General features: G+C 39.8%; 21 protein-coding genes. 8 read left to right on the top strand and 13 right to left on the bottom strand.

Annotated elements, in window-relative coordinates; genetic code table 11:
- The first annotated feature begins 302 nt into the window (after positions 1-302).
- Positions 303-701: a winged helix-turn-helix domain-containing protein gene (locus EV194_RS12885; RefSeq protein WP_132434448.1), complete on the top strand. Its 399-nt coding sequence runs from the start codon at positions 303-305 to the stop codon at positions 699-701.
- A gap of 335 nt (positions 702-1,036) precedes the next feature.
- Entirely contained in the window at positions 1,037-2,749 is a 1,713-nt protein-coding gene (locus tag EV194_RS12880; RefSeq protein ID WP_132434447.1) for a family 43 glycosylhydrolase, read from the top strand.
- An 84-nt stretch (positions 2,750-2,833) separates the two neighbouring features.
- Here the strand turns inward: EV194_RS12880 and EV194_RS12875 are convergent, their stop codons facing one another.
- The 9 genes from EV194_RS12875 to EV194_RS12835 form a co-directional block, all read right to left on the bottom strand.
- Positions 2,834-3,241, bottom strand: a complete 408-nt coding sequence (locus tag EV194_RS12875) for a hypothetical protein (RefSeq protein ID WP_132434446.1) — start codon at positions 3,239-3,241, stop codon at positions 2,834-2,836.
- Positions 3,242-3,426: 185 nt separating this feature from the next.
- The gene (locus EV194_RS12870) at positions 3,427-5,247 is read right to left on the bottom strand and encodes a (Fe-S)-binding protein (RefSeq protein WP_165921892.1); all 1,821 of its coding nucleotides are present in this window, start codon (positions 5,245-5,247) and stop codon (positions 3,427-3,429) included.
- Positions 5,244-5,576: a 4Fe-4S dicluster domain-containing protein gene (locus tag EV194_RS12865; protein ID WP_165921891.1), complete on the bottom strand. Its 333-nt coding sequence runs from the start codon at positions 5,574-5,576 to the stop codon at positions 5,244-5,246. The genes EV194_RS12870 and EV194_RS12865 overlap by 4 nt, the downstream gene beginning before the upstream one ends.
- 1 nt (position 5,577) lies before the next feature.
- Positions 5,578-6,645: an FAD-dependent oxidoreductase gene (locus EV194_RS12860; RefSeq protein WP_132434443.1), complete on the bottom strand. Its 1,068-nt coding sequence runs from the start codon at positions 6,643-6,645 to the stop codon at positions 5,578-5,580.
- A 14-nt stretch (positions 6,646-6,659) separates the two neighbouring features.
- The gene (locus tag EV194_RS12855) at positions 6,660-7,709 is read right to left on the bottom strand and encodes a heterodisulfide reductase-related iron-sulfur binding cluster (RefSeq protein WP_132434442.1); all 1,050 of its coding nucleotides are present in this window, start codon (positions 7,707-7,709) and stop codon (positions 6,660-6,662) included.
- Positions 7,710-7,775: 66 nt separating this feature from the next.
- Positions 7,776-8,426, bottom strand: a complete 651-nt coding sequence (locus EV194_RS12850) for a 4Fe-4S dicluster domain-containing protein (RefSeq protein WP_132434441.1) — start codon at positions 8,424-8,426, stop codon at positions 7,776-7,778.
- Between the two features lie 94 nt (positions 8,427-8,520).
- Complete coding sequence (locus EV194_RS12845) at positions 8,521-9,177, bottom strand: response regulator (RefSeq protein WP_132434440.1); 657 nt, start codon at positions 9,175-9,177, stop codon at positions 8,521-8,523.
- The gene (locus EV194_RS12840) at positions 9,167-10,126 is read right to left on the bottom strand and encodes a sensor histidine kinase (protein WP_132434439.1); all 960 of its coding nucleotides are present in this window, start codon (positions 10,124-10,126) and stop codon (positions 9,167-9,169) included. The genes EV194_RS12845 and EV194_RS12840 overlap by 11 nt, the downstream gene beginning before the upstream one ends.
- Before the next feature lie 1,177 nt (positions 10,127-11,303).
- Positions 11,304-12,128: a tRNA threonylcarbamoyladenosine dehydratase gene (locus EV194_RS12835; protein ID WP_132434438.1), complete on the bottom strand. Its 825-nt coding sequence runs from the start codon at positions 12,126-12,128 to the stop codon at positions 11,304-11,306.
- Between the two features lie 198 nt (positions 12,129-12,326).
- On the opposite strand from EV194_RS12835, the gene EV194_RS16975 reads away from it, so the two are divergent.
- Positions 12,327-12,485, top strand: a complete 159-nt coding sequence (locus EV194_RS16975) for a hypothetical protein (protein ID WP_165921890.1) — start codon at positions 12,327-12,329, stop codon at positions 12,483-12,485.
- Between the two features lie 29 nt (positions 12,486-12,514).
- Here the strand turns inward: EV194_RS16975 and EV194_RS12830 are convergent, their stop codons facing one another.
- On the bottom strand, positions 12,515-13,522 hold the full coding sequence (locus EV194_RS12830; protein WP_207916042.1) for a TlpA disulfide reductase family protein: 1,008 nt from the start codon (positions 13,520-13,522) through the stop codon (positions 12,515-12,517).
- 202 nt (positions 13,523-13,724) lie between these two features.
- Between EV194_RS12830 and EV194_RS17165 the strand changes: the two genes are divergently transcribed.
- The 3 genes from EV194_RS17165 to EV194_RS12820 all read left to right on the top strand — a co-directional run bounded on the left by EV194_RS17165 (position 13,725) and on the right by EV194_RS12820 (position 15,997).
- Complete coding sequence (locus EV194_RS17165) at positions 13,725-13,853, top strand: hypothetical protein (RefSeq protein WP_262708672.1); 129 nt, start codon at positions 13,725-13,727, stop codon at positions 13,851-13,853.
- 335 nt (positions 13,854-14,188) lie between these two features.
- Positions 14,189-15,202, top strand: coding sequence for a type I glyceraldehyde-3-phosphate dehydrogenase (gap, locus tag EV194_RS12825; protein ID WP_132434437.1), 1,014 nt, complete (start codon positions 14,189-14,191; stop codon positions 15,200-15,202).
- A gap of 114 nt (positions 15,203-15,316) precedes the next feature.
- Positions 15,317-15,997 carry a porin family protein gene (locus EV194_RS12820; protein ID WP_132434436.1) on the top strand — a complete coding sequence of 227 codons (681 nt, stop codon included), beginning with the start codon at positions 15,317-15,319 and terminating at the stop codon, positions 15,995-15,997.
- A gap of 135 nt (positions 15,998-16,132) precedes the next feature.
- Here the strand turns inward: EV194_RS12820 and EV194_RS12815 are convergent, their stop codons facing one another.
- Complete coding sequence (locus tag EV194_RS12815) at positions 16,133-16,594, bottom strand: hypothetical protein (protein WP_132434435.1); 462 nt, start codon at positions 16,592-16,594, stop codon at positions 16,133-16,135.
- Between the two features lie 292 nt (positions 16,595-16,886).
- Here EV194_RS12815 and EV194_RS12810 point away from each other — a divergent pair, with 292 nt between their 5' ends.
- Positions 16,887-19,151 (top strand): aconitate hydratase, encoded by a 2,265-nt coding sequence (locus EV194_RS12810; protein WP_132434434.1) that lies wholly within the window; start codon positions 16,887-16,889, stop codon positions 19,149-19,151.
- A gap of 148 nt (positions 19,152-19,299) precedes the next feature.
- Here EV194_RS12810 and EV194_RS12805 read toward each other — a convergent pair whose 3' ends face one another.
- The gene (locus tag EV194_RS12805) at positions 19,300-20,364 is read right to left on the bottom strand and encodes a radical SAM protein (protein ID WP_132434433.1); all 1,065 of its coding nucleotides are present in this window, start codon (positions 20,362-20,364) and stop codon (positions 19,300-19,302) included.
- Between the two features lie 869 nt (positions 20,365-21,233).
- On the opposite strand from EV194_RS12805, the gene EV194_RS12800 reads away from it, so the two are divergent.
- Positions 21,234-21,710 carry a Dps family protein gene (locus tag EV194_RS12800; protein ID WP_132434432.1) on the top strand — a complete coding sequence of 159 codons (477 nt, stop codon included), beginning with the start codon at positions 21,234-21,236 and terminating at the stop codon, positions 21,708-21,710.
- 139 nt (positions 21,711-21,849) lie between these two features.
- On the opposite strand, the gene EV194_RS12795 is transcribed toward EV194_RS12800, so the two are convergent.
- Entirely contained in the window at positions 21,850-23,010 is a 1,161-nt protein-coding gene (locus EV194_RS12795) for a BamA/TamA family outer membrane protein (RefSeq protein WP_165921889.1), read from the bottom strand.
- Between the last annotated feature and the right edge of the window lie 67 nt (positions 23,011-23,077).

The raw sequence follows: 23,077 nt of genomic DNA, 5'->3' as shown, positions 1-23,077 counted from the left end.
AAATAAAGAATACCCCTTTTTATATAGGGGTGTGTTTAGGATTATTATGCTATATTTGCAGAAGTAAATATGAAATTAAGGTGGTGTGTCGTTTTTTAACAGAAAATTAGAGCCAGAGCCTGTGGAAAATCTTACATTTTTGTAGAATGCTCATGAAAAATTACGTTTTGGTAATTTATTCTCTATGTTGAAAATGTATAGGTCGCTGATAGACAGGATTGTATTAAGAAGGGTGTCGCTTTTGCATATGGGTTGTTTTTTAAAAGAAACTCCTTTACAAAGGACTCAAAACATTTTGGATTATGGATGATAAAAATTTTAATTTGGATGGAACCATTACCATTTATTATAAGAATAAAATGTTATTGGATGAGGTGCAGTATAAATTGTTAAATCTTATACTTACCGATGGATCTATTGTGAATTCACAACGAGAGTTAAGTTTAAGCCGGACTAAAGCTATGGGGTTAATTAATCGGATGAATCGTTTGGCTCCTGAAATTGTGGTAGAATTTGATAAAAAAAAGGATGAAAGCTACATGCAGGTGAGCGATTTTGGGATGAAGTTGTTGAATTCATATGCGCAGAAGGAGTTTGAATTGTATATTTTCCTTAAAAAAGGAAACGCACATTTAAACTCTTCTTTTCATCACGCCCTAAAGTCCAGACAAGGTGCCAATAGTCAGGTTTGTGCCGGGTAGAGGCTGCCTCTTTTGTTTCTCTTCAATTATTTATAAGTTTTTTTTTATTAGTGGCTTTTTACTTCCTTGAATCGTCTTTTTATAGTTGTATTTAAATTAATTGTTCGTTAGTTTTTATACTTGCTTAATTATTAAGTGTTTATGGGTTTTTTTCTTGTGTTGTTCAATAGGCTGGTAATTAGGGTTTTACTTATGTGTGTTGTCTAATAATCTAGTCCCGAGATATTCGAGACTAACGGTCTGTTGAAAATATAATTTTGCATTTTATTTCGTTTTTTAACCTAAGTAACCGTATATTTGACCTTTAATTTATTGTTCAAGTTATATTCGGTGCAATGAAAAATTATTACTCATTATTGGTCGGGTTTTTTCTATTATTAAACCTTTTAATTGTTGAAAGCAGTGCAACCATAGGTGCTAACGGTATTCACGATCCTTCCACCATTATCAAGCATGAGGGTGTTTATCATGTTTTCGGAACCGGACATGGAGGAAATCCCGAACAAGGCGTACCTCTTGTATCATTGATTCATCTTACCTCCACAGATTTAATTCATTGGACAGAAGTAGAGCCTGTTTTTGAGTCCGGTACATGGCCGGAGTGGATAAATGATTATGTTTCTGATTTTGGCGGAATTTTTTGGGCTCCTGATATAATTTTTATGAATGGACTCTATCATTTGTATTACTCTGTTTCTATGGGTGATCGTCCTTGTGCAATTGGTTTAACTACCAGCCCTGACCTTAATAACTGGACAGACCGTGGAATGGTTATTTATTCTGATCATAGTAGTATTTATGGCTCCATAGATCCTGCTGTATTTGAAGATGCTGAAGGAGACTATTGGATGGTGTTTGGATCGCATTTAAGAGGTATTTGGATTACCGAAATAGATCCTGAAACAGGGAAACGACCCGAAAATGCTACATTAACAAATATAGCCGGAGGTGTTAATTGGATTGATTATGAAGCTTCTTATGTGATTTATCATGATGGGTTTTATTATTTGTTTTTTACGCAGGGAGCCTGTTGCCGTTTAATGGAAAGCACTTACAGGGTGTATATGGGTAGATCAACGAATCCAAAGGGACCATATTTGGATAAAAATGGGCTTAGCCTTCTTCAAGGAGGAAGAACGCTCTCTCTAGAAACTTCTGGAAGATATATTGGGCCCGGGCATTATGGATTGCTCAAGGAAGATGGCAGGAACATTATATCGCTTCATTATTATGATGGAAGAAGCAACGGTTATCCTAGATTAGATTTGGTTGATATGGAGTTTGGCGAGGATGGATGGCCCGTAGTTACCCGAGATCTAATACCTGATGGTAAGTATCATATTAAGAATGTCAATAGTGGTTTGGTTTGGGAGGCTCAAGGTTGTACTGGTGGAAGGCTGCAACCAATAGTTCAAAATGCTATTAGAGAAGATGCTCCTTGTCAGATTTGGGAATTGAGTTCAGTGGGAGATGGATATTATAAACTTAAAAATGCAATAACAGCTCCTTCGTTTGAAGAACAGGTTGTGGATGTTCCTTTCTGTGACACCAACAATGCTTTGGCTACCTATGATTGGTTGGATAATGATTGCCAGAAATTTAGAATTATGAGAAATGCAAGCGGTCATTATGTGTTTAGTTCTATGGTAAATGCAGATCGTATAATCTCAGTTCCGCAAGAGTCTGTTGCTGAAGGAGCTGAGTTGTTTGCTGAGCGTTATACCGGAAGCTTGGCGCAGCAATGGGAATTAATTCCCATTGAGGATACTGGCACACCTATTTTTGTGAAATCTATTATGAGTGAGGATGATATTCTCGTTTATCCTAATCCGGCATCCTTTGAGCCCTTTTTTATTAGAATGAATAGTGGCATATTAGGCGAAGGGGTGGTTCAAATTATTTCAATGGATGGAAATGTGTTATACAACCGCAAGCATTCTTTTGCTGATGAAATAATGGTAGATGCCAAATTGTCTCCCGGAGTTTACTTGTTAAGGTTGCATTTTAACCAACAAAGTTTTGTTAAAAAATTGATGATAGCTTTCTAATTTATTTCTGGATTATTGCATTCCTTAGGCAGGAATGTGCCTTTATTGCAATTGGGACAGGACCCAATTGCATAAGGTGATTCATTAATTCTGGCATATTGTCCCTTCATATACTGAGTTTTTAGGATAAAATGAACCCAACTCATTCAACTCTTGCACCAGTTCATAATTAAAAACAGGAAGGCATCGGATTTTAAGTAGTTCCAGGTTTAACCGTAAATCGTTGCCCACCGATTTGTATATGTGGAATCCTTTGTTTTTGAAACTGTTTACCGTGGTCGGCTGCACTGTCGAAATAATGGCTTTTGCCACACCATCGCTTTTTAGCTCTTCCAAAATTTCTTCATACGTTGCAGAAACCCCTTTCGATTCGTACCAGGTTACAAGGTTCTCTTTTGTATCAAAAATGCAAACTGAGCCAAACGCATCAAAACTTTCTGCAATGGTGTACCTGTTGCGTGAGCAGTCAATTACGGGAATAAAAACTTTCATAAATGGTCAATATTAAAGGTTTGCGATTGATTTGTGTTGATTTTTCTTTGGGAAATCATCTCTACATCATCATACCAAACTTTATGCCGCATATTAACTGCCTGTTAGTTAGGGTGTAGTGAAAGTGTTCTGTATAATAAATGCTACAATATTGTAGCATTTATACACAGGTGTGGTATTCCTTCTTAATTTATATGACTCTCCCTCATCGCTGTAAGTCTCTCTCCTGTTTTCTGTTTTATTTCAGGCAAATCAGTGAGTACTTCTGCAATATCTCTCACAGGTATGGAGCTTTGCTGCGAAAGGGTGTTTTTGCATACCGGACAGGAAGTTACAATGTAATCGGGATTGTTTTCCGATAAAACCATTAGGGTTTTATCGGTTATCTGTTGACGATTTTCTCGTTCTAAAAGAATGGTTCCCATATTGTTCCCACAGCACAAAGATTTTTCTTTCTCCTTGCTTAGTGCGACTACATGTCCTGCACGTTTGAGAACTTCCCGCGGTGCTTCATAGCAATCAAAAGCCCTCCCAAGTTCGCATGGGTCGTGATAGGAAAAATTCAAGTTTGAGTGGTGCCGGTTTAGTTTGCCTTCTTCCATTAACTGGTTGATATACATGGAGTGATGCACAACGGGGATGTTCAGTTTGTAACTGTTTTTGAACTGTTTGTAACAGATGGGACAGGTGGTTACCAGAACTTTGGCGTTGTATGAATGTATGATGTCACGATTTCGTGACATCATAAGTTCTGCCTGTTCTGATGCACCGGTCAGAACCATTGGTCGTCCGCAGCAAATGTTTTCATCTTCATCGGCATGAACGTAACCTATACCGGCCTCATCAAACAGTTTCTTCATTGATTGTGTGGTGCGGGGATTCATTCTGCCCATGCAGCCTGTAAACAGGATAACATCTGTGGTTTCGCGCCACAATATCATTTTTGATGGCAGATAGGTGTGGTTGAATCGCATTTCGGAATTAAGATTCTCTCTTGCTGAAATCCTCAGAGGTTCAAGTTGAATGCCAACGGGACATGCCTGTTGGCATGACCCGCAACTAAGGCAAAGCTCTGCTGTTTTGGAATGGTCTTTTCCATTCCTCATTTCATTAATAAAATAAACCGACTGGAATTTTTTATCGCCAACACCAATTGCCGGACAGGCATCCAGGCAAATCCCACAACCGGAGCAGGAGTGTATCTCAAATGCTTGTAAACCTTTGTTGGTTTTTAGTTTCAATTCCGGTTCCACGCCCCATTTTTTTAACAGGATGGTTATCATTTCGGTGGGAATGTGCAGGTATCTGGAAAACGGCAAGCAAACGAAAAACACCCCTAAAGAGATGGAGTATGCCCACCAGAGAGGCAGTTCCACCGCCGGATGAAATGGTAAACCGGAAGTTATTCCGGTGAGGAAACTTCCCCCACCGTGTATGGAGGTAGTTGCCGATTCTGCCAATAGCCGGAGTGGAAAAATAAACCATAGAAAAGTCAGTGCAAGGCGGTTGGTAAGGGTGTGGCGCGTGGTGTTTTTCATGCCGGCAACCTGTTTTCTGATGCGTTTGACCATGGCTATCGTCAGTCCGGAAAGCACCACCAGCAAAGAAAATTCCATGTAAAAATCAATAATTCTGTGAATGCCCGTAGCTTCTGTTACAGGATGGAAAAACCTGAAAAATATGGCATATTGCGGTGGATTTGCAAAGTTTCCGGTGTAGTACCATGTTTCCAGTTTTCCGCCAACAATCAACAAAAACCAGCCAAATGCCAGGCTCATGTGCATATATCCCAGTATGGGGTTGGTTTTGTATATTTTGAGGTGTAATAACGACTCCCTGAATATTTCATTCAACGCGTGAATGCTTCTGCGTGTAAACATGCGGCCGGCAATTCGCTTGCGGTTTTCTGTGGAAAAACCTCTAAACCAATTGCTGTACCTGATGATTAAAACTATAAACATCATTGTAAAACCAGCCATAAACGGAATGGTGAATGGATGCATCATGGTTTTTGTATTTGTGTCATTAGCATTATGGCATGCCTGATGTTGACTCCTCGTGGACAGGCAAATTGGCACTTTCCGCAAAGCATACATGCTTTGGCATCGTTCTTCAAATCACTGGTTTGTCCCCTAAACGCGTTCAGGCATATGCGATAAAATTTCATGCCGGTAAAGTGCCCTGCTGTGCACACTGCAGCGCAGTTTCCGCAGGAAATGCAGCGGTGCAATGATGGCTCAAGTTCAAAAATCTTTTCAAGCCAGGCCGGTTTCTGCTGGTCAAGGTTAATGACTTTCCCCTCCGAAACCGAATATCCAAAACTTATTCGGCTCATATCATGTTGTTTTTTCAAGTATTTCAACATTTTGTTTTTCTTTTTTCAGATATGCGAAAACTTCAAAGGCCGTAGCTTTTGCATCCTGAATCACATCAATCAACGATGCCGGCCCCTTACAAGTGCCTGCAGCAAAAACTCCCGGTGTATTCTGATAGATAGTGCTCTGGTAGTTCTCAACCGGGTTTATAAATCCCTGCTTAAATTTTGGTTTTTCAAAATCAATGCGCTCTGCGTGTTGATTCAGCCATATTGCCGGGGTCATTCCAACCATTAAAACCAACATGTCCAAATTTTGCTTTAATGGTCGGTTCATCAGTGTGTCCTCAGCTTTTACATGTACTTTATTCCCGTTTGATGGCGAAGCTTCGGACAAACGACCCCTGATGAACTGGATGTTGAAATCAACCTGAGCTTTCATGTAAAGCTCTTCGTAACCTTTACCAAACATGCGCAAATCCATATAAAAACAGCTCACCTCGGCTTTTGGGAACTGCTTTTTAAATTCAATGGCCTGTTTTACCGCCTTCACACAACAAACCTTGCTGCACCAGTTGTTTCCGCATTTGGTGTCACGTGAACCCACGCAATGAACAAATCCGGCTTTGGGTGCCTCAATGTCTTTTGAAAACGGCCATTCACGCCGCCCGTTAAACATCTGTTCCAACTCTAAAGAGGTTATAACCTGTGGATAAATACCATATCCGTATTCCTCTTTTTTGGTGGCATCAAATAGGTTGAACCCGGATGTTATTATCACAGCATCTGATATAAATTCCTGGTTTCCATCTGATGAAATAATCCATTGGTTGTTTTGCCTCTTTATTTGTCTAATATTTACCGTTGTATATAGCTTTATGTGTGGGTGGCTGATTTCATTGATGGTTGATTTCAGCAGCGTTTTAGCATCGTACATATCAGGAAACAAAGTGTGCCAGTGGGAGAGTTGTCCGCCCGGTTTAACCTGTTTTTCAAACAGGTTAACTCTTATCTCCATTTTTGCCAGGCTGATTGCTGCATTTAGTCCTGCCGGCCCTGCTCCAATAATGCTGACTGTTGGTTGTTGCATGTTTTTTTCTTAATTTAAGCCATCAGCACTGAACAAGCCGATGGCGATTTGGTTGGTTTTCCTGCCAGGTAAAATTTCTCCTTTTTGGTATATTTATAACCCAGTTTTTCCAAAAGGGGTTCCACGTTAATTTGGTGCATTTGCATTCCCATTTGCCAGGGGTTATGGCCAAGCATTAATCCGGCCAGTTCTTCGTAGGTCAAAACCGGTATTCCATTGCTTTCTGTGTCGTAGGTTTTTCCTGTCATTTCGGCCAAAGTGTATTGCCATTTATCCAGAAACATGGCGCAGCCTGGACAATTGGCAATGATGAAATCCGGCTTGTATGGAGCCATGGATTCAAATTTTATTTTGGCATTTGAGATAGAGTATCCTCTGTTCTCCTGTACCAGGTAGTGACGAAAACCAAATCCGCAACAGTGACGTCTTTCAGGATAATCAATCATTTCCCCGCCCCATGTTTTAATCAGTCCGGATAAAACTGATGGAAATTCAGCCCCTCCAAAACCTTCGTGAGGAAATATTTTTGCGTAATGGCAGCCTATATGGTCAACCACTTTTAGTGGTTGACCAGTTAGTTTGTTTATAAGTTTCAGATTTGATTTTTCCCTGATTTCATCCTTAAAATGAAAAATTACATCCGAAGCATGCGAAACCGATTCGGGTATCTCAAATTCCCTGTTAGTGGATTTTCTAAGTGCATTTCTGGTCTCTTCCAGCTTTTCCGGAAAATGTTTCCACATATCCAACATTTCCAGGTAAATGCCAAAGGAAGTGACACACGATACCAACAGGTTTTTGTATCCGGCTTCGGTCATTAGTGCCAACTGCCGGCCAACCACCGTCATAATTGTTTCAAGGGGAATGATATCGGAGTGATAACCTATTCCGGTGCAGGTGGTATGACGTGGGTCTTCAAACACATCTTTATTGAGATGTTCCCGAAGTATTCTCAGAAGCATTGTTTCCGAACCCGGAAAAAATGTTTGTCTGATACAACTCCGTACATAGAAAAAATGGTCATCGGGAACCTGTTTTTGGTATTCATTCCATGTTTTTAACATGATGGTGTTATTTTGGATTTAAGTGCTGTCATAAATTTTTCTCAAATTTCAGGAGCATGATGTGTGTTATTCCCTCTCTGCATGTTTTGCCTTGGATTGATGATGTTTTTCCATCCCTTTCTCAATATCATCAAACAACTCCATGGCTCCGGTCTCCTCAAAAATGGAGTGGAGCTCGGATAAAGTGTTTTCATCAATCTTGCGAACGCCGCCTTCTCCTGGTTTATAGTAGTTTGAACCGCATTGTTTGTAGAGTTCTTCGCCGTTTTCCAGAACCCACTCCCAAACAGGTCCCTGTTCGGGATGTAACTCCGGTTTTACCAGTTTGGGATGTACACAGTACCCTGTTTCTAAAATGCTGTGCCCAATGGTTCGCTTTATCTGAAGTTGCTGACGTCCCAACGAAGAGTGAACAAACAGTCCGGTTTTTTGCGATACTTTGCGTAATACTTGTATGATGTAACCCGGCGTGTTGTCCCGCGGACAACGGGTTTTACATGAAAGACACTGTCCACACATCCAGATATCATCGCTTTTTAATATCGATTCGATGGTTGAATTGTCTTTTGTCTGAATATCCTGACAAATTTTTCGGGGGTCGTAGTCGAAATAGGCAGCCGCCGGACAAATTGCGGTGCAAACACCGCAATTCATACAGGCATTTAAGCCTTCAATGAACCTGATGTCCTGCTTCAGGAGAGAGAAATAACTGACCATTGTTTTCGATTTGGTTTAGCAAATCAAAAGTAGCCTTGTTTTCTCCTATTATAATGGGAGGAAATACGTATATAGAGGTAGTATAAATACCTATTTATATTTCAATTAACTGGTTTTTAATTGCATAAACCACAAGACTGGCCGTGTTTTTACATTCTGTTTTTAGAAGGATGTTGGCCCGGTGTTTCTCAACGGTACGTTTGCTGATGAAGAGCTTTTCGGCAATATCGTTGTTGGAAAGCCCCTGACAAATTTCAATAAGTATCTCCAGTTCTCTGCCGGAGAGGTCGTCTTCGGTGGTGCTATGATGTTCTTTTTGTTTTTGGGTAAGAATCAGGTTTCGCAGTAATTCGTGGGAGAAATAGTTTCCACCGTCGGCAACGGTGGAAATAGCATTTCGAACCTCCTGTATATCACTGTCCTTTAGTATGAAACCATTTACACCGCATTGAACCATTTTGGTATAATATTCCTGGTCATCATACATCGAAAGCGTTATGATTTTTAATTGCGGGTTGATTTCCAGTGCTCTTCGGGTTGCTTCTATGCCATCCATTTCAGGCATGGCAATATCCATCAATACCACATCCGGCATGTTATCAGGGAGTTTTTCGATAAACTCTTTGCCATTAAAGGCTTTGCCAATGATTTCCATTTCCGGCATGGAGCTTAACAGCATGGCAAGGCCGTTTAAGAAAAGGGTGTGGTCATCCACCAAAAATACCTTAATTTTTTCTCTGTCATTTTTCATTTGCCGGAATTGTTATGATTACATAAACGCCTTTGTTTTTGTTTGAAAACACCTCCATGGTTCCGTGAAGTGATTTTATTCGACTGAACATGTTAAAATACCCGGTGCCCGAATCTTTTTTATCTGCAAACAGGTTTTGAGTATCAAATCCAACTCCATTGTCTTTGTATTTCAACTCAATTAAGCTGTTTCTTACCTGGAAGTCTATTTCAACCTTTGTGGCCTCGGAGTGCTTTATGGTGTTATTTATAAGCTCACAAACCGAACGGTAAACCAATATCTCTATGCCTTCCGGAAATCTGATGTCAAGAGCATTGGTTTTTAACGTTACTTTTAGTCCTTTACTCTGGTTCACTTTATTGATGAAGTTTCGGATGGCTTTTGCCACACCGAAGTTTTTAAGCATGTGCGGACTCAGGTTGTTTGAAATTTCCTGCACACTTTTAATGGCCTCGCCAATGGCAATGTTGGTGTTTTTTATAACTGATAGGTTGGCATCGTTTGCCTCATTTGCTGCCAATGAACTGATGGACATTTTGATGGTCGATAACAACGGTCCGAGACCGTCGTGGATTTCTGTGGCAAAACGGCGACGCTCCCGCTCTTCGGCCTGAATGATGGCATTGAGAAGAGCTTTCTCCTGGTTACGTGTTTGCATTTCAACCTCTTTCATGTACTGAAAGATTTTCTGTATTAGAAATACCCCTCCGGCAAAAAACAGGCTGGTAATGGCTCCAAGCCAAATATAGAATAGCCGGTAAGTTTGAGGTTCAACATCGGCAATAAAAGGCAGTAATTCGGCTAACCTTTGCACTGCCATAAAAATGAATCCAAATGAAATCAGAATCCATGAGAGGTTATATTTTGTAACCCTGGTAAGTTTTACAGCTACGGCGGCCGCAAAAAACTGCAAAATGATGGTAATTGTAAGTGTGATTAAAAGTGCCATGCCTTTGGGTTTTGCACAAATCTACAAAATTATGTATTTATAAGTCTGCCGGAATTATGAAATTGTCGTAAAATGCTGATGCGAGATACATGAACAAGTTAAAAATGGGATTGAATAGTGCGTTTGGCTTTTCCCATTGGCTTTTCCCATTGGCTTCGACTGAGTGTTCGACTGAGTGTTCAACTGAGTGTTCGACTGAGTGTTCGACTGAGCTCACACCGAAGTCTCACACCGAAGTCTCACACCGAAGTCTCGGCCGAACGGGCTTGGGGGGAGCGCTGGAGATAATTCTGGTTTTACTTGATATTTGTTCTCGCAAATTTTGATGATTATCTGGCAAGTTCTCCCGAATCATTGGGAACACAAGTTGTAAACACGTGAAACATCCATGATGGTTGCCATCCGACACATAAGAGGATGATTATTGACAATGCAAATATTGTGATGACAACTGATGGTTTTTGATTTGCTGTATCTCAGGGGCGTAGCCCTGTAATCTTCGTAGAATTAAGCATCAAGCGTAGTAACCAGAGGGGCGGTAGCCCTGAAATCTAAAAGATTAATTGTGCATTTGGAATGGGGAGCAGATTAAAAATGAACCTTACTGATTTGTGGTGATTTGTAACTTTGTAGGTTAGATGCCAGGGCTAACGCCCCTTGGGTACTTTGGATAGATGTTTATCTGCTACGAAGATATCAGGGCTAACGTAACTAAATTAACCGTAATGCCTTTCACACGAACCCCATTCAAAGCAATATACCACGAAAGCTTAGTCTTTTCGACCAAAGGGAGAAATCTCGAAAATTTCATCGGGAAAAATTATAATCATGAAACTTTTAAATTGAAATCTAAGTATAAAAGATAGTATTCTTAATTACCTCAAAATGCGGCAATATATTAAAATATCTTTACGGTTGTTTATACTTCTGCTTTTGTTCTCCAGCTGTAGTGTTTTTAAACCATGCCCTTGTCGATTTAGCCAATTCGAGAGCGAAAACTCCCTTTACAAGGTCGGTAAATTTGATATGGCTCAGGTAGCTCCCGAAAAGGAGTAGGGTTTAGGGTAGTAGTCAACCTTTCCCGCTATGCGGGACTCCGCTACGCTCCGAAACCTTAAACTTTAAACTTAAAACCCAAAACTTAAAACCCAAAACCCTGAACTCAAAACTATAAACCCTAACAACAAGCAACCTCAACTTTTTCCACTTCATGGTAAATATCCTGAACCACCAACCCTGCAATGGTAAACCCAAATATTGAAGTGATATGTGCTGCAGTACCATTTATTACAGCTTTTTTGCTGCACCATTCGTGGTTGGCCAGCTCCGGGTCACCCGGTGCGACAACGGCTTTCGGACAAAGACAAGCAGTTGTGCCACAACTGGAGCCTTCTCCTGCATTTTCCAAAAGTTCATCGCTGTAAACGCAAAGGAATTTTTTAGCCGGAAGGTCGCCTTTGCGAATCATTTTTCTTACCCTGGAGCCGAGCGGACAACCTTTTACATCCCAAAATTCAGCCACTTTTATGCGGGTGGGGTCAATTTTTAATGAAGCTCCCATGGATGAAAACAATTTGGCATTGGTTCTGGTGGCCATTCTGATGAGGTGAATTTTACTGCCCAAACTGTCGATGGCATCAATGATGTAATCGTATTTCTCTAGTTCAAAAGAGGCGTGATTTTCCTGATTATAAATTTTTTGTATGGCAGTAATGCTTGCTTTTGGATTTATTTCCAACAACCGCTTTTTTAAAACTTCAGTTTTTACCTCGCCAACGGTTTTGGATGTGGCATGCAATTGTCGGTTAATATTGGTTACACACACCCGGTCTGAATCGACAATGGTGAGGTGATGAATGCCCGTTCTGATTAAACTCTCAGCGCACCAGCTACCCACTCCGCCAATTCCGAAAATAATCACTTTTTTTGTCGCAATTGCTTCCATGCGCATTTTGCCCATGAGCAACTCAGTTCGCTGAAATATCCCCTTTTCTATCCCCATTAATCCTAAAAATATTTAATCAGAAAAACTTTGCAAAAATCGGAATGTCAATTGATAATACAAACAGTTTTCACAATTTTTAGGAATATTCCTGAAACCGAGTCCCATGTGGTTACTTAAAAACAAATTAGAATATATGAAGTGCACGAAGAGAGTAGAATTCCGCGAAGCGGAACAATCAACTCAAAACCATAAACCATGAACCCAAAACAAAAAACAGATGAAACGAGCCATGAGAATCGTCAGATCGACGAAGTCAAAGATTTTCTCACACAGAGGAATCGAAGATCGGCGAAACCAATGACTGGATTGGCGAGTTCTCCCGAGAACTCGGGAACCTTAAAATACAAATTATAGACACTTGAAAAGAGGCATATAGAGTCAGATTAATTGATTTCAACAGCCAACACATCTCCCAGAAAAACAAACAACTCTTCACCTTTCAAATTTTGAGCAATGATGTTGCCTTCGGGGTCAAGCAGGAAGTTGGAAGGCAGCGCTCTTACCCCAAAAAGTGCAGCAGGTTCGCTAGCCCAGAATTTTAAATCCGAAATATTTGTCCATTTCAGATGGTCATCTTCAATGGCATTTACCCAGGCATCGAAATCTCTGTCAAGAGAAACACCCAGTATATCGAATCCTTTTTCGTGGAACAAATCATGCGCCTTAACCAGGTTTGGATTTTCGCGCCTGCAAAATACACACCACGAAGCCCAAAATTCTACCAGCAGATAGTTGCCATTCAATTTGTCGTATAGGAATACTTCTTCGCCTTCGGGGTTTTGTGCCGAAAAATTTGGCGCTTTTTTACCGATGGCCACATCTTCAAAAATACCTAAAAGGCGCTGCATTATTTTTACATACTGCGTATCATGGAGTGAAGTATCCAGCAAGTCAATGTTGGTTCTCAATTCCTCCGGAGTTAAGCGGAACGAGAAAAACCGATATAAGGCATAAGCTGATACCAGTGATTTTGGGTGTTCTTTGATATACTCACGGATGTTCACATTTTCCAATTCTCTGTAAGCAACAAACTGGTCGTGAAGGGAAGAGCCATCAACTTTAGATTCACGATGGTTGCTCTCAGGGTCGAGAGTTACATGAATTTCTCCTTTTTCAAGAAAAAGGAGAAAGGAACGGCCTTCCTTCTCGGTTGCAAGACCATATATTTCGGGTAAATCAATATCTGGTTCAAAAGAGAAACGACCATCAATGATTTCAACAGAATCGATGGTTCTGAATACTCTGTCATCAAATCTTTGTAAATAAACAGTTCCTGAATTCATGTTAATCACATCTCCGCTCAGTACAAGTTCAGGTTGATTCATTTTACATCCATTCATAAACAACACAATAAGAGAAACTGTTAATACGTTTATTAAAAATGTTTTCATATTTTTTCTTGCTACAGTTTTTACTCGACAAATAAAGGGTTTCAAATATTTAATACAAATAAGGAGCCATTTTTGTTTTATAAAAAATGTAACCAAGGTGCTTAGTTTTACGTTATAGAATCATCCAATCAAAAATAAACTTAAGATTTTTATTGTCTGAATAAAGCATTTACACTAATTTTATACCATTAAAAACTAAGTTATGAAGAAAATTGCATCTGTTGCTGTTGTTCTGTTGCTGGTTGCCCTTGCTTTCTCATCGTGCAGAAGTAGTTGGGATTGTCCTGCTTATGGCCAGGTAATTGAAACAGAAGTTCCCGCTAAGGCCTGATTTTTACGTAATTTGTAAATATCAACATCACGTAGGTTTTATTACATAATAACCTGAGAGGAGTTTGTATACGGGATTAAAGAATGACGAAGTTATTCTTTGAGCAAAAGGAAATCATGGATTTCCTTTTTTTGTATCATGCAGTATTGTTTTGTTTTAGAGAAATAATTCTTCAATTTAACTTCATTTCACATTTCACACAGAGAATCAGGGAGGTGATTGCTTGAATGTTTAGTAATCATTTTATATTTTTGTACCGCTAATGAGAAAAATCACTTTACCTGTTATTGCAATTCTTTTTTTACTGTATAATAATCACTTAAAACAGAAATAAAATGTCAAAAATTAAAATTGGTATCAACGGTTTTGGCCGTATTGGCCGTTTGGTGTTCCGCGCCGCTCAGAATTTCGACAATGTAGAGATTGTAGGTATCAACGACCTTGTTGATGTTGACTACATGGCTTACATGCTTAAGTATGACTCTACTCATGGCCGTTTCGACGGTACTGTTGAAGTAAAAGACGGTAAACTGATTGTTAACGGAAGCGCTATCCGTGTAACTGCTGAAAGAAACCCTGCTGACTTAAAGTGGAGCGATATTGGTGCAGAATACATTGTTGAGTCAACCGGTTTATTCCTTACAAAAGAATCTGCAGAAGGACACATTAAGGCAGGTGCTAAAAAAGTAGTTATGTCTGCTCCTTCTAAAGATGATACACCTATGTTTGTTTGCGGTGTAAACCTTGACAAATATACCAAAGATATGAATTTTGTTTCTAACGCTTCGTGTACTACCAACTGTTTGGCTCCAATCGCAAAGGTGTTGAATGACAAGTTTGGTATTGTTGAAGGTTTGATGACGACTGTTCATGCTACCACTGCTACTCAGAAAACTGTTGACGGTCCTTCTATGAAAGACTGGAGAGGTGGACGTGGTGCAGGCCAAAACATCATTCCTTCATCTACAGGAGCTGCTAAAGCTGTAGGTAAAGTTATTCCTGCTTTGAATGGAAAACTTACCGGTATGGCTTTCCGTGTGCCAACTCCAAACGTATCTGTAGTTGACCTTACTTGCCGTTTAGAAAAAGCTGCTTCTTATGCTGAAATTTGTGCTGCTATGAAAGCTGCTTCTGAAGGCGAACTAAATGGTGTGCTTGGATATACTGAAGAAGCTGTTGTTTCTAACGACTTCCTTGGTGAGGTTAAAACTTCGGTTTTCGATGCTGATGCAGGTATCTCTTTGAACGACAACTTTGTAAAAGTTGTTAGCTGGTATGACAACGAAATGGGTTACTCAACCAAAGTTGTTGAATTGATTCAGCACATGAATAAAGTTGACAAAGCTTAGTAATAAGATTTTAACATATTTAAGAGAGGGATAATTTAATTATCCCTCTTTTTTTGCTTTTATTGGCAATAGTTACGAATTTGTACTTACTATTATTAACTAATACTTAAGATTATGAAAAAAGTGCTTTTGGTTTTTATAGCCACCACATTTTTGTTGGCTGGTGCAATGACTTCTTTTGCACAGATGAATTTTGGTGCCACAGCCGGAGTTAATATTGCAAACGTCTCTTCTGATGATGATGACTTTGATATGGACTCGAGAACCGGCTTGTTTATCGGTGTCTATGGAGAGATGTTCTTAACTGAGCGGCTTTCTTTTCAACCCGGCCTTATATACTCCATGAAGGGAGCAAAGGCATCAGAATCCTTTTTTGATGATGATTTTGATGATGATTTCGATGACTTCTTTGATGATTTCTTCGATGACTTTTTTGGGATGGAAGCTGATGTAACAATGAAACTTGACTATCTTGACATTCCGTTGATGTTTAATTATTACGTATCTGAAGGATTTTATATCCAGGCCGGGCCCCAGATAAGCTTATTACTCTCTGCGAAATATGAGTATGAAGTCTCAGTTATGGGATTTACTGAGTCTGAATCAGAAGATATAAAAGATGAAATTAAAGGATTGGATTTGAGTTTTGGCATTGGTGCCGGTTATAAACTCGATTTTGGTTTGGGTTTCTTTGCAAGGTATAATTTTGGATTGATGGATATTAGTGATTTTGATGGAGACGCCTTTAAAATGAAGAACAACGTTCTTCAGTTAGGATTGAGTTACTCATTCTAAAATCTACATAAAATTTCAATACGAGAAGGCAGTATTCAATTGGGATTCTGCCTTCTCGTATTTTTAAATGAGTTGTAAAACTTCCGGGATGTAATTATTTAAGAATGCTTATATGCTCTTTTTCCTTTATTTTTTCTAATCCTTTACTTCGAGTCCTAAGAGGTCACTCAATTTAATTAACTCTTCTTCGGCATCCTCTTTTTCCTTGAACCTGCATATGGCTTGGCCTTTTTTATTGTCTTCATTGTAGAGATATATTCGGTAGTCAGAATTCTTTACATCTATAGATCGGTTGCTCATGCTATAAACTCTATACGTTAGTTTTGTATTTGAGAGGCCAATCTTCATTTTTGGACTTACATATTGCCAGTTGCCCAACCTGATAAAGCCGAATAAGTTGTTGGAGAATCTTATCTTAAAGTTATCAATGTCAATGGAGGCTCCGGTGTTGGAAAACGCCATGAAACTCCCCAATACAATAAGTATTGCTCCCGAAAAAGATTGATATATGGTAGCAACTCCTACAGCAATTAAAAAGTAACCGGCAACAGCACCTGCCGGCCCAAAACTCTTGTCCAGATTGTAATGTAGTTTCATATTTCCCTGACTCTATTTTAAAATTACAAAATGATAACCGAATTCTCAAGAGAATATCATCATTTTCATGACAGATAAGGACTGGATTCAACACGTAAGCCATGTTTGTTGTTTATAATTCACTATTTTAGAGCTCAATAGTGTCTGGATTGCCCGTATTGTTAAATAGTGAATGTAATAAAGCATAGAACTTAGTAAACAATGTAATCAGATGGGTTGTTATTCTGTAGCTGGATTATTTTGCTTATTTTTGAGCAACAAACTTTGAACTGACAAAAATCACTTTTTTATTATGGCTTTTGACATTGATATGATTCGAGGGGTGTACGCCCGTTACGAAAAAAAAGTTGAGGAGACCAGAAAGCTCCTGAACAGACCGCTTACTTTAACTGAAAAGATTCTCTATACGCATCTTTCCGGCGAAATGCCTGAGAGTGCTTTCGAGCGTGGTAAGTCTTACGTGGACTTTGCTCCAGACCGTGTAGCGATGCAGGATGCAACAGCTCAAATGGCTTTGTTGCAATTTATGCAAGCAGGAAGAGATAAGGCGGCTGTTCCTTCTACTGTTCATTGCGACCACCTTATTTTGGCCAAAGATGGTGCTTTAGCGGACTTAAAAGGTGCGTTAAATATGAATAAGGAGGTGTTTGATTTCCTTTCGTCGGTATCCAATAAGTATGGCATTGGTTTCTGGAAGCCGGGTGCTGGTATCATTCACCAGGTAGTTTTGGAAAACTATGCATTTCCCGGTGGGATGATGATAGGAACCGATTCCCATACCGTGAATGCCGGTGGATTGGGAATGGTTGCCATTGGAGTTGGTGGCGCCGATGCTGTTGATGTAATGGCCGGAATGCCCTGGGAACTAAAGTTCCCGAAATTAATAGGGGTTAAACTAACCGGGAAATTAAACGGTTGGACCTCTGCCAAAGATGTAATACTGAAAGTGGCTGGAATTTTAACTGTTAAAGGTGGTACCGGATGTATTCTTGAGTATTTTGGTGAAGGTGCTAAAAGTCTGTCTGCCACAGGAAAAGGAACCATTTGTAATATGGGTGCTGAAATTGGTGCAACCACATCCACTTTTGGGTACGATGAGAGCATGGCCGAATATCTTATAGGAACTGAACGTGCCGATGTTGCAGAACTAGCCAACCAGGTGAAGGAACATCTTACTGGTGATGATGAGGTGTATGCCAATCCTGAGAAATATTTTGATCAGGTGATCGAAATCAATCTTTCTGAACTGGAGCCTCATATCAACGGCCCTTTTACGCCCGATAGAGCGACTCCTCTTTCTCAGTTTGCAGAAGAGGTAAAGAAAAATAACTGGCCAAAAGAATTAGAAGTAGGATTAATTGGTTCTTGTACCAACTCTTCCTATGAAGATATTTCACGAGCTGCCTCTGTTGCTCGCCAGGCAGTTGATAAAAAACTTAAGACAAAAGCCGAATTTACCATTACTCCCGGTTCGGAAAAGGTCAGATATACAGTAGAAAGAGATGGATTCTTAAACGACTTTGACAAAATTGGAGGCGTAGTTCTGGCAAATGCCTGTGGGCCATGTATTGGCCAATGGGCTCGTCATACCAACGACCCAAACCGTGCTAATTCTATCATCACCTCATTCAACCGAAACTTTGCCAAACGAAATGATGGCAACCCAAATACACATGCTTTTGTGGCCTCACCGGAAATAGTGACAGCCTTTGCCATTGCTGGGGATTTAACGTTTAACCCCATCACCGATACCTTGGTAAATGAAAATGGAGAGCAAGTTAAATTGGATGAACCAGCAGGGATCCAAATGCCGCCAAAGGGCTTTGATGTGAAGGATGCAGGTTACCAGGCTCCTGCCAAAGATGGCAGCAGCATTGAAGTGGTAGTGGATCCAAAATCAGAAAGATTACAACTTTTGAGTCCGTTCGAACCATGGGACGGGAACAACATAACAGGACTAAAACTTCTCATAAAGGCCAAAGGAAAATGTACTACGGACCATATATCAATGGCAGGCCCCTGGTTGCGTTTCCGTGGACACCTCGACAACATCTCTAATAATATGTTGACAGGTGCCATTAACTATTTTAACGATAAATCGGATAGTGTAAAAAATCAGCTAACCGGAGAGTATGGAGTAGTCCCTCAGGTACAAAGAGATTATAAAGCCAACGGAATCGGAAGCATCGTGGTAGGTGATCATAACTATGGCGAAGGCTCTTCGCGTGAGCATGCGGCCATGGAACCCCGTCACTTAGGTGTGCGTGTTGTTTTGGTAAAGAGTTTTGCCCGGATACACGAAACCAACCTGAAAAAGCAGGGAATGTTGGCACTGACTTTTGAAAATGAAGCCGATTATGACAAAATTCAGGAAGATGATGTAATCAGTCTGATTGATTTGGAATCGTTTGCTCCCGATATACCTGTTACCATTGAATTGCTTCATGCTGATGGTTCAAAGGATTTTATTAAGGCTGTTCACACTTACAATCAGCAGCAGATTGAATGGTTCAGAGCCGGATCTGCACTTAATCTGATAAAACTACAGAATGCTTAATTGTGTTCTGTAATTCTTATTTAATGAGAACCGTTTTATAACAAAGGTTGCTAAAACGTAGAAACTGGTTGCATAGACTTTAAGTCTTTGATTCCATTCTACATATTCTTAGCGACCTTTGTTGTCATTATCCCTGCATAAATAAAACTCAACCTCCTTGCAAAACCACATTGGTTAAACCTGCTCTTTGAGCTGCGGCAATTGCCTCGTTGTACTCTTCTCTTGTTATTCTTCTGCTGATTTCTGGAAATTGATTGGCCTTAAAAACCGGGGTGTATTGTGACATCAGGTTGATGTATGTCTCTTTTGGCAGATTCTCTCCAATCCAATGTAATACTTTATCTGTATGCGCAGCATTATTCGGCATCACTAAATGTCTTACCATCAGTCCTCTGTGCATAAGGCCTGTGGCTGGATCGGGCTTGGCAACTCCGGTTTGTCTTTGCATCTCCAAAAAGGCTTTTTGGGTTGTTTCCGGATAACAAACAGCACCGGGTGAAAACCTGTTAGCAGCCTTAGAATCAAAATATTTAAAATCGGCCAGATAAATATCTACGATGCCATTCAGTAGCCGCAGAACTTCAAGTTTTTCCCATCCGCAAGTGTTGTAAACTATTGGCAAGCGTAAACCTTTACCTGCTGCTATATCAACCGCTTCAACTATATGTGGAACATAGTGCGATGGGGTAACAAGGTTTACATTATGGCAGCCCATTTCTTGTAGTCTCAACATGGAATTTGCAAGAAATTCGATAGATTGGCGACGGCCACGCCCTTTTTGACTGATATCGTAATTAATACAAAAAACACATAACAAAGAGCAGTTGGTAAAGAAAATGGTTCCGGAACCATTCTGACCAACCAGTTCTCTTTCTTCTCCAAAGTGAGGTGTTACTGAGGATATCTCGAGATTAGAGTTGGCATTGCAATCACCTCTTCGGCCTCTGAAACGTTCTGTTTCGCACTCCCGCGGACAAAGGGTACAGCGACGCATCATTTGGTTGAGAATGGCCACACGCTTTCGCAATTCGCCTTTTCTATGCAAATCAACGTATGGGGGAGAGAATTTTACGGTGGCTCCACTCGTTGCGTCGTTTTTGTTCATAGAACTAACTCTTCCATAAATGTCAGCCGGCATCAACATCAGTGAACCCAACCCCATTCCTGCTAGCCTTACAAAATTCCTCCTGTCTAAATTGCTTCTACATCTCATCTTCTATCGTTTTTTATATGCCACATCCACTAATATAATGCAAAACAGAATGACTGTCAATTCATTGATGCATTTTTGAAAGGTGAAATCTAATCTTGATAAAGATTGTAGTTTAAAATTCAACGTGCTCAAATTTCTTTGTGAAAACATTAAGCCTTGATTGGTAAACCCTAATTCCGAGATTCACATAGAATTCATAGTGCCCTCTGTGTCTTCTTTGTGATTACAACTTTATGTGCCTTATGTGGCTTAGATTTAAACGCAGAGGCGCAAAGGCGCTGAGAATATTGTTAGAGTGTTTAAATTATAGGCTTCACGATAATGGAATCCTCTTTTTTAAAAAGATTTAACCACAAAATTCACGAAGGAATCACGAAGTTTACTATGTTTTTTCTGATAGCATTTTGGCCTTTGTGAACATAGTGCAAAGCTTTGTGCACATTATGGTTAAAACCTTATGTGCCTTATGTGGTTTATCCCGCCTTGCGGGATTCCGTTACACTTCGAATTCTGGTCTATCAACATCTGCCACCTACGGCGGCATCTCATTTATTCCGTAGTACGGAATTCCATTCACTACATTCCATTTCACGGGAACTAGGTTGCACTTCACTTCGCTTCCGATTTCCGGTCTGCGATTTCCTGTCTCCTGTTCACCATCCAACTTATAAACTCTCCCGACTTCCTTTCCCCCGTTAATTATAGTTAAACGGTATGGTATATAAATGAAGCTTATTTGATAATCCCCTTCAAAAGTTCTAATTTTGAAGTAGAGAGTAACAAAAAATCCACAGACGTGCATGTGCGTCAATTATAAAACAAGATTTGGTTCTACATGCGGAACAAGTCAAACAAAATGTTGAATCATCATGAAAAAAATAAGTGAACTTTTAGGATTAAAAGCAAACGAAGCAACTCAATTGGGCGAAAAACTTAATGAACTATTGGCTAACTACCAGATGTTTTATCAAAACCTGAGGGGTTTTCACTGGAATATTAAGGGTGAAAAATTCTTTGAGCTACACGCTAAATTTGAAGAATTGTACGACGACGCCGTGATGAAAGTTGATGAAATCGCTGAGCGTATTCTTACTTTGGGAGTGACTCCATACCATACTTTTACCGATTATTTAAAGGTAAGCTCTATTAAAGAGGCTAAAGATTTAAGTGATGGTGTTGCAACTACCGAGGCTACATTAGAGAATCTTTCCACTTTGATCAAACTTGAAAGAGCCATATTACCATTGGCCGAAGAAGCGGGTGATGAAGGAACTCTGACTCTTTTAACCGACTACATTACTCAACAGGAAAAAGTTGTTTGGATGTTGGCATCTTCTTTAAAATAGTGTTGTAAATTCCAACATAATTTAAAAGCGTGAAAGTTTTAACTTTCACGCTTTTTTGTGTGGAGCAGCATATCCTAATCTGTAAATTTTACAATTTGATATCTCCGCTTTCATCTCATGGCAAGAGTGTAATTTAAGGCTAAAAAGCCTCCTTCAACGAAATGTACATCCCATTATGTCCATCCGATGAAAATCCAACATCAAATCGAATGTTAAGGGGTTCGTCAGGTAAAATTCTGAATCTTAATCCACCACCGAAGGAGGTTATAGCATCTTCTAAATCAACCCTGAATGCATTACCGGCAACGCCTGCTTCTGCAAAAGCAACAAAGCCAAATCGCCACCATAGTGGGGTTCTGAATTCTGCACGAATAAATTGAATGCTGTTGTCGATAATCCTGCGTGAGTGGCCTGTGCCACGCAACCGATCGGTGCCTCCAAGATTGGGAAGTGAAAAAAACGGGACATCTCCTGTCACGTATTCAGTAAAATATTGAAATGCGAAAGTTGATTTACCTCTATTTGCATAGTACCTCACATCTGTTAACCATTTATTGAAATCAAAATCGGAGCCTAACATCTGATGATGAAATATTCCGGATGTGGTTATGAACCACCCTTGCCGGGGAAACAACACATGGTTACGCGAATCAAAAAGAAATGACGGACCTGTGCCTGCGATGAAACCTCCTTTCAGTCCGCTTACCTGCGGAAATTCTGTTTGCCAGTTGTTGTTCTGGTTTAATATGGAAGTAATTATCCCGGCATGAAGATGCCGGGGTAATTGTCTGTGAATTTGAGCTTCCCAGTTTATCCTGCGCAATTTGAATTCTATGTTCTCGAAAAAGGATTCATTAGAATGTGCATCCCAATATCTGTCATTAAGACTCAAATAGCTAAATTTTGAATGCATTTGCCAGTTTTCAGATATAAACCACTCCAAATCACTCTTAATTTCAAACATTTTTTTTGTGGATACCTGCAAAGATGCCGATAGTGTGTTTATCCTCGTTTGATGTTGATGTATACTATTGGCATCCATCCAGCTGATGACCGGCATGATGCCTGCTTCAAGTCCTGTTCTTTGGGAATATCCGCCCGATGGATAAATCACCAGTACATATTTTTCGTTCTCAAAAGTGAGATAATTCAAAAGTTTTTCACCAAATTGTATTAGGCAGTTTTGATGATAGAGAGAATCTTCCTTTGCGGTGTTGTGTAGTTGAGCATTGATGTTTGCTTTTATAAAAAGCAAACAGATGGCTGACAGTAAGAGCAAATTAATCCGGTGAATGCTCATTCTATTAAAAATTTGAAACCATAATGTGTTTATTGCGTTATGCATTAATAAAAACGCAATAGAGCAA

Origin of the sequence: Natronoflexus pectinivorans (assembly GCF_004345615.1) — a bacterium.
Taxonomy (GTDB): Bacteria; Bacteroidota; Bacteroidia; order Bacteroidales; family Marinilabiliaceae; genus Natronoflexus; species Natronoflexus pectinivorans.
Note: the sequence above shows the minus strand (reverse complement) of the source record. Positions and strands in the feature narration are given on the sequence as shown.